Raw genomic sequence first — 4,858 nt, 5'->3', positions numbered from 1 at the left:
GTCGGAAACTGACGGTTCTTTGCTTTTGCTGCCACAGGTCATCCTCGAAATGAGCCTGTCACAGAAATTATCGTGTCTCATTCCAGGGGTGCAGTCCAGCACTGTCACCGTAATTTCCGGTACGGAGCCGGCTGTCTGAACCTCACGCGCGGGTTCACATCGCAATAGGTGTTCCACCGCCCGGATGCCGAGGCCAGGCACTGTTGTCGCGTCTCATACATGCACTCGCCGGAAGCGCCGAGCTCTCCGCCAAAGACGCACCAGGGATAGTCCCGCTCAGCGTGTGCTGCGGAAGAAAGCCCCGCCACCATGAAGACAACCAGCACGGCGATTCGCATGAGACTCTCCATCAAATCAGCCGAACGGCGCCGGAAAAAGCTGGAGCCTGGAAAGGTAGCCGGCTGAATATGGCTAACGAAACTGTTGCCCTAACAACAAGCACCAATCCGGCGTTACGCGACATCGTTCCTAAGGAATTGCGAAAGCTTATCATCAGCTCTTAGGAACGTCCAAAATCTGAAATATCGGAGTCCATCCGCGTCGCTAGGATTGGACAAAACTAGCTACCCAATTCTGCGAAAGCTACGTCTCTTGTTTGCCCTTCTGCGACATGCAGCGATGTCCGCTATTGCCCCGCCATTGTGCAGAGTAGCGGACATCAGGCGCGCCGGAGCCGAGCACTCCGATCTAATCAGGATGCGCCTTAGGCGTGCCTACTCCTCGTCTTCTTCGCCGTCATCCTCATCTTCCTCTTCCACCTGCTCGAGCACGGCGAGTGGCAGCGTCTCGCGGAACAGATCGCCTTCCATGCCCATCCAGAGGCAGAGTACGTCGTCGCCTTTCACCTCCGCGACGGTCAGCGGATGGCCGCCGGATTTGAGCATCACGACGTCGCCGGCCTTCAGTTCCATGGATTGTCCTTTCGAGTTGATCTTCCGGACGCGAGGCTAGCAAGCCGTCATGACACGCCGATCACGCTTGCCGGCCGTACCAGGAAATTCCGCCGGCGCGTTGCGGAGCGGTGTTAGGTGCGCTCGTTCGTGACCGGCTGGTTCGGCAGGCATTCGTTGCTGAAATAACTGACGGCATCGCGCACCACCGGAACGTGGCAGACGAAGCCGGTGGGACGGTATCGCACCCTGATACGGTCCAGCTGCGCCATGGTCAGCGTCATGAAGGCATCCAGCCGGCGGGCCTGAAGCTGCAATCTGTGCTCGCTGCTGTCCTGCGGCTTCATGGTCTCGAGCTTGCGGTCGTTGGGGACATCGCTGCCCGATGCCGGGGCTTGCAGGGTATTCGGTTGGCCGCGGAGCACCTCGAAGCAATGGTGCATCACCAGAACGTGGTGCTTGGCGCTCCACCAGTTGATCGTAACGACCTTCTGCAACGGATCAATCGCACCGCCAGGCAGCCTGGCACAGAGATCGACATAGGACTTCAACCCATTGGCCGTTGGGTCGTTACAGAGTTCTTCGCTGGGGCGGCCGGCATCGCCTCCGTTATAGATTGCCCCCTTGAACTGCGGAAGATTGGCTTCGGAGTCGCAATCGAAATTGTACTTCGTGAGCAGCGTTGCCGTCAGGGGATCCTGGTCGAGGCTGTGCTCTGCTGCTGCATCGCGGCCAAGGTCGCTGGGCCAATCGATGTAGATCTCCGCCTTGCGTGCGAAGATGGCGCCGTTCCGCCGCAAGGATGTGCGTGCCTTCCAATAGTCCGAGAGCGGCTCGAGTGTCTTCGAATCCACCGGGATGAAGGCGGGGCTTGCCTGCGCCTTCAGCGAACCGAACTGTTCGCGCAGCATCGTCTCTTGCTGCATCTGGACATCGGCGAACGCGTCCGAAATTTCAAGGAAGGTTTTCGTGGCCATCTCCATGTCCGCCTTCGCTTGCTCACCGATCTTCTGCTCGTAGGAATTCAGATACTGGAAGTATCCGCCCAGGAAGCCGGTCAGCAAGGTGACGGCCGTCAAACCCTTGGTCACCGACAGGCGGCTATCCCAGGATTGAATTCTCTGCCAGACGCCCGGCGCGTCGGCCGGGGGCTGCGTGCGCGCTGTTTCCTTCGGAAGATCCTGCTCCATTGTCGCCTCCAACTCACCTCGCCCCATGGCGCAAGGCTACCGCAATCCGGGATTGCGGATTGTGAGGCATTTCACTTCAAGTGGGGCAGGGGAGTTGTCAGATCGCGCCCGGCAGCGGCTCGCCGAGCGGATGCAGCTCACGCAGAAGGTTGATCCCCATGGGTGTCTGGCGCGATCCGTAATGCGGACGCGGCCATCAACCGAAGAAACCGTCGCGATTCAAACACTGTAGCTGGAAGCGACCACTGAATAGATTGGCAGCTCGCGCTGCCAAAAAAATCTGCGCTCTTGACGAGCGGCCCGCTAATGGTGTCACCGTAATTTCAAGTTTGATCCATCTCGGAGCTCTGCGGTCGGCCGCGCCGGCTTGCTCAATGGAATCGAAGCAAGGCTGGTCGAACTTCATGCACGTTCGCAGATTGAAAGCGCGTTGGGTGAGATATTGACCGATCGGCCCGATGCCGTACTCATGATCTCGGATCCGATCATATATAACTTTCGCGAGCAGATTGCGCCGGTCAAGCTTCCTTTTGCAACCGAATACACCTTGTACGCGAAGGTTGGCATGTGCCTCTCGTATGGCCCGAAAGGCTCGGCGCTGCTGCAGAGGGGCGCGTATTACGTGGACCGGATCCCCAAGGGGGCAAAACCGGAGGATCTGCCGGTCGAGTTGCCAACCGAGTTTGAACTCGCCATCAATCTCAAGACCGCGAAGGCTCTTGGAATGAACGTGCCCGAAGCGCTGCTCGCAACGGCTGATTCGGTCGTCGAATAAGCATTGCCTTTGCCGTGCTGCAGGAGTCTGCGTTTGTCCCTGAGCCGAACATCGCGCCGCCGCCACGTCTACAGTCGACAGCGGAGCGGAATCTGCCGAAATGCGGCCAAACCGACGCGGATGACCCAACTGAGACACTGGCGCGGGGCTTCTGTCCGCGTTTTGCGTTTAGGACCACGGCGGCTCTTCGCTCGCCCCGGCTGCCTCGTGGTGGGTCGCGACACCCGCCGAACGCAACCCATTCAGCAATACAGTTCTTACAGAGGCAGGATCAAATCCAATATCCTTGGCGTTTGGTGGATGTGCCTCGCTGTCCTTCAATCGGAGCGCCAAGTGCAAATGCTCGCAAAGTTGCTGAACGACGAGATTGACCTGATCGTCAGTCATGATCGGTTTCTCCTGACCATTGCTACCGAACTAGGTAGCACACATGAAGATAGGGCGGGACGCGATTGGACCGACCCAAGGATCAACCCCACGCGATTGCCCATGGGCGGGCCCCCGATCGTCTGTCAATCGGAGCAGACCGGAAGTGACTAGCGGCGACTAGAACGACGCTTTTGACCCTTAGCTGACCTTCAGCAGGTCTGGTTGGGCGGCCAGTGTAGCTCCGCCGCTGGAGCGGCCGCTGATGACTTGCGTAGAAGTTCATAGATTAACGCTGTCTGCCAGAGTCGAACGTCGCCATGACCTAATCTCGTTCCTCAAGACTTCGCCGTTGCGGGTATCTGACCGGGCTCGAACGGACCCGGCTCGAAGAAGCCCTCGATCGATTCGACCTTTGCGTAGTTCTCGGCGATGCTCTCGGGTGTCAGATGTGGATCATTGAAGCCAGGTCCCATGACGATAGCAATACGTTGGATTGCTCCAGCTTCCACGTTGTAGATGCGGTTCGTCTCTGAACAACCATCGCTTGCCAGCCAGACGATCGCTGGCGCAACAGCCTCAACCGGCATGGTGGCTTCGCTCTGCTTCAGCCAGGCGGGATCCGCAACCGCCGCCGGGTGCATCCTCGTATACCCGGCTGGCGAAATGGTGTTCACGAGAATCCCATGCTCGGCACCTTCAATTGCAAGAATGCGCATCAATCCGACGACTGCGCACTTCGCCGCCGCATAGGTGGCCTGGCCCCGTATTCCGAGTAGCCCGGCGACCGAAGTCGTGAGGATGATCTTCCCATAGTGTTGTGCGACCATGTACGGCCAGGCAGCCTTCACCGTGTTGACCGGCCCGCCGAGGTGCACGCGCCAATAGTGATCGAAATCATCAAGGGTGGCGTCCTCGAATAGCTGGCTTCCGCAGATACCAGCGTTGTTCACGAGAAGGTCTACTCTCCCGAAATGCTTGATGGTCGTCGCGATCAAGTCGCTGCCACCTTCAGGACTGGAGACATCGCTGTCATTCGCGATGGCTTCGCCTCCACGCGACCGAATGAGGTCGGCGACCTGTTCCGCTATCGTGGAGTCCTTCCCGAACCCCGATACGTCGGTCCCCAGGTCGTTCACCACGACCCGGGCCCCGCGTTCGGCGAGGAGTTCGACGTATGCCCGCCCCAGCCCGCGGCCTGCCCCAGTCACGACCGCGACCTTCCCCTCCAACGAAATTCGTTCCGTCATCTCGCTATCCTTTTCCGGCAAAGATTGAATGCGTCTGCGCGCAACCGTGACACCAACTGTTGGGGCGCTATGTCCCTTTGGCAAAGCCAGATACACGTCCCCCACAATCGACGATGCGTCCGCTTCCGGGAAGTTCCCTGATGTCCGCTTATGTGAAGGTTTCGGATGCCGGCCCCATGACGGTGGGGCGGTGCGCACGGGGCCGGCGTCCGCAAGCCTCCAAGGGAGATGCTATGGGGCGGCGGCGAGGATATTGCATCCATCGTTGCTGATGTGAACCGATGGAGCGCCCCATGCAGAAATTGAACGATCTGAGCCGATCCCCGAGCCCCCTCGATCCGGACGGCACGCTGATCGCCGTTATCGAACTGAGCCTGTCGAGCTGGC

The 4,858-nt window shown here is 59.2% G+C and carries 6 protein-coding genes; 1 reads left to right on the top strand and 5 read right to left on the bottom strand.

From position 1 onward, the window contains the following. Positions 1 to 104: 104 nt before the first annotated feature. The 3 genes from IVA82_RS10270 to IVA82_RS10260 form a co-directional block, all read right to left on the bottom strand. Positions 105 to 338, bottom strand: a complete 234-nt coding sequence (locus IVA82_RS10270) for a DUF3551 domain-containing protein (RefSeq protein ID WP_256469638.1) — start codon at positions 336 to 338, stop codon at positions 105 to 107. A 375-nt stretch (positions 339 to 713) separates the two neighbouring features. Further along, complete coding sequence (locus IVA82_RS10265) at positions 714 to 911, bottom strand: DUF2158 domain-containing protein (RefSeq protein WP_247386789.1); 198 nt, start codon at positions 909 to 911, stop codon at positions 714 to 716. 113 nt (positions 912 to 1,024) lie between these two features. Then, positions 1,025 to 2,080 carry a hypothetical protein gene (locus tag IVA82_RS10260; RefSeq protein WP_247386788.1) on the bottom strand — a complete coding sequence of 352 codons (1,056 nt, stop codon included), beginning with the start codon at positions 2,078 to 2,080 and terminating at the stop codon, positions 1,025 to 1,027. A 367-nt stretch (positions 2,081 to 2,447) separates the two neighbouring features. Here IVA82_RS10260 and IVA82_RS10255 point away from each other — a divergent pair, with 367 nt between their 5' ends. Then, positions 2,448 to 2,855 carry an ABC transporter substrate binding protein gene (locus IVA82_RS10255; RefSeq protein WP_247386787.1) on the top strand — a complete coding sequence of 136 codons (408 nt, stop codon included), beginning with the start codon at positions 2,448 to 2,450 and terminating at the stop codon, positions 2,853 to 2,855. Between the two features lie 168 nt (positions 2,856 to 3,023). Here IVA82_RS10255 and IVA82_RS10250 read toward each other — a convergent pair whose 3' ends face one another. Beyond that, a complete protein-coding gene (locus IVA82_RS10250) occupies positions 3,024 to 3,242 on the bottom strand; it encodes a hypothetical protein (RefSeq protein WP_247386786.1) in 219 nt (72 codons plus the stop codon). A 317-nt stretch (positions 3,243 to 3,559) separates the two neighbouring features. Beyond that, positions 3,560 to 4,471: an SDR family NAD(P)-dependent oxidoreductase gene (locus IVA82_RS10245; RefSeq protein WP_247386785.1), complete on the bottom strand. Its 912-nt coding sequence runs from the start codon at positions 4,469 to 4,471 to the stop codon at positions 3,560 to 3,562. Positions 4,472 to 4,858: the final 387 nt, after the last annotated feature.

The sequence above is a fragment of the Bradyrhizobium sp. 142 genome (assembly GCF_023074015.1).
Lineage (GTDB): Bacteria > Pseudomonadota > Alphaproteobacteria > Rhizobiales > Xanthobacteraceae > Bradyrhizobium.
The sequence above is the reverse complement of the archived record's forward strand: the minus strand, read 5'-3'. Positions and strand labels throughout refer to the sequence as shown.

Excerpts from the sequence above, each read along its gene's own strand:
- IVA82_RS10270 (WP_256469638.1), bottom strand. The coding sequence starts at position 338 with ATGCGAATCGCCGTGCTGGTTGTCTTCATGGTGGCGGGGCTTTCTTCC.
- IVA82_RS10265 (WP_247386789.1), bottom strand. The coding sequence starts at position 911 with ATGGAACTGAAGGCCGGCGACGTCGTGATGCTCAAATCCGGCGGCCAT.
- IVA82_RS10260 (WP_247386788.1), bottom strand. The coding sequence starts at position 2,080 with ATGGAGCAGGATCTTCCGAAGGAAACAGCGCGCACGCAGCCCCCGGCC.
- IVA82_RS10250 (WP_247386786.1), bottom strand. The coding sequence starts at position 3,242 with ATGACTGACGATCAGGTCAATCTCGTCGTTCAGCAACTTTGCGAGCAT.
- IVA82_RS10245 (WP_247386785.1), bottom strand. The coding sequence starts at position 4,471 with ATGACGGAACGAATTTCGTTGGAGGGGAAGGTCGCGGTCGTGACTGGG.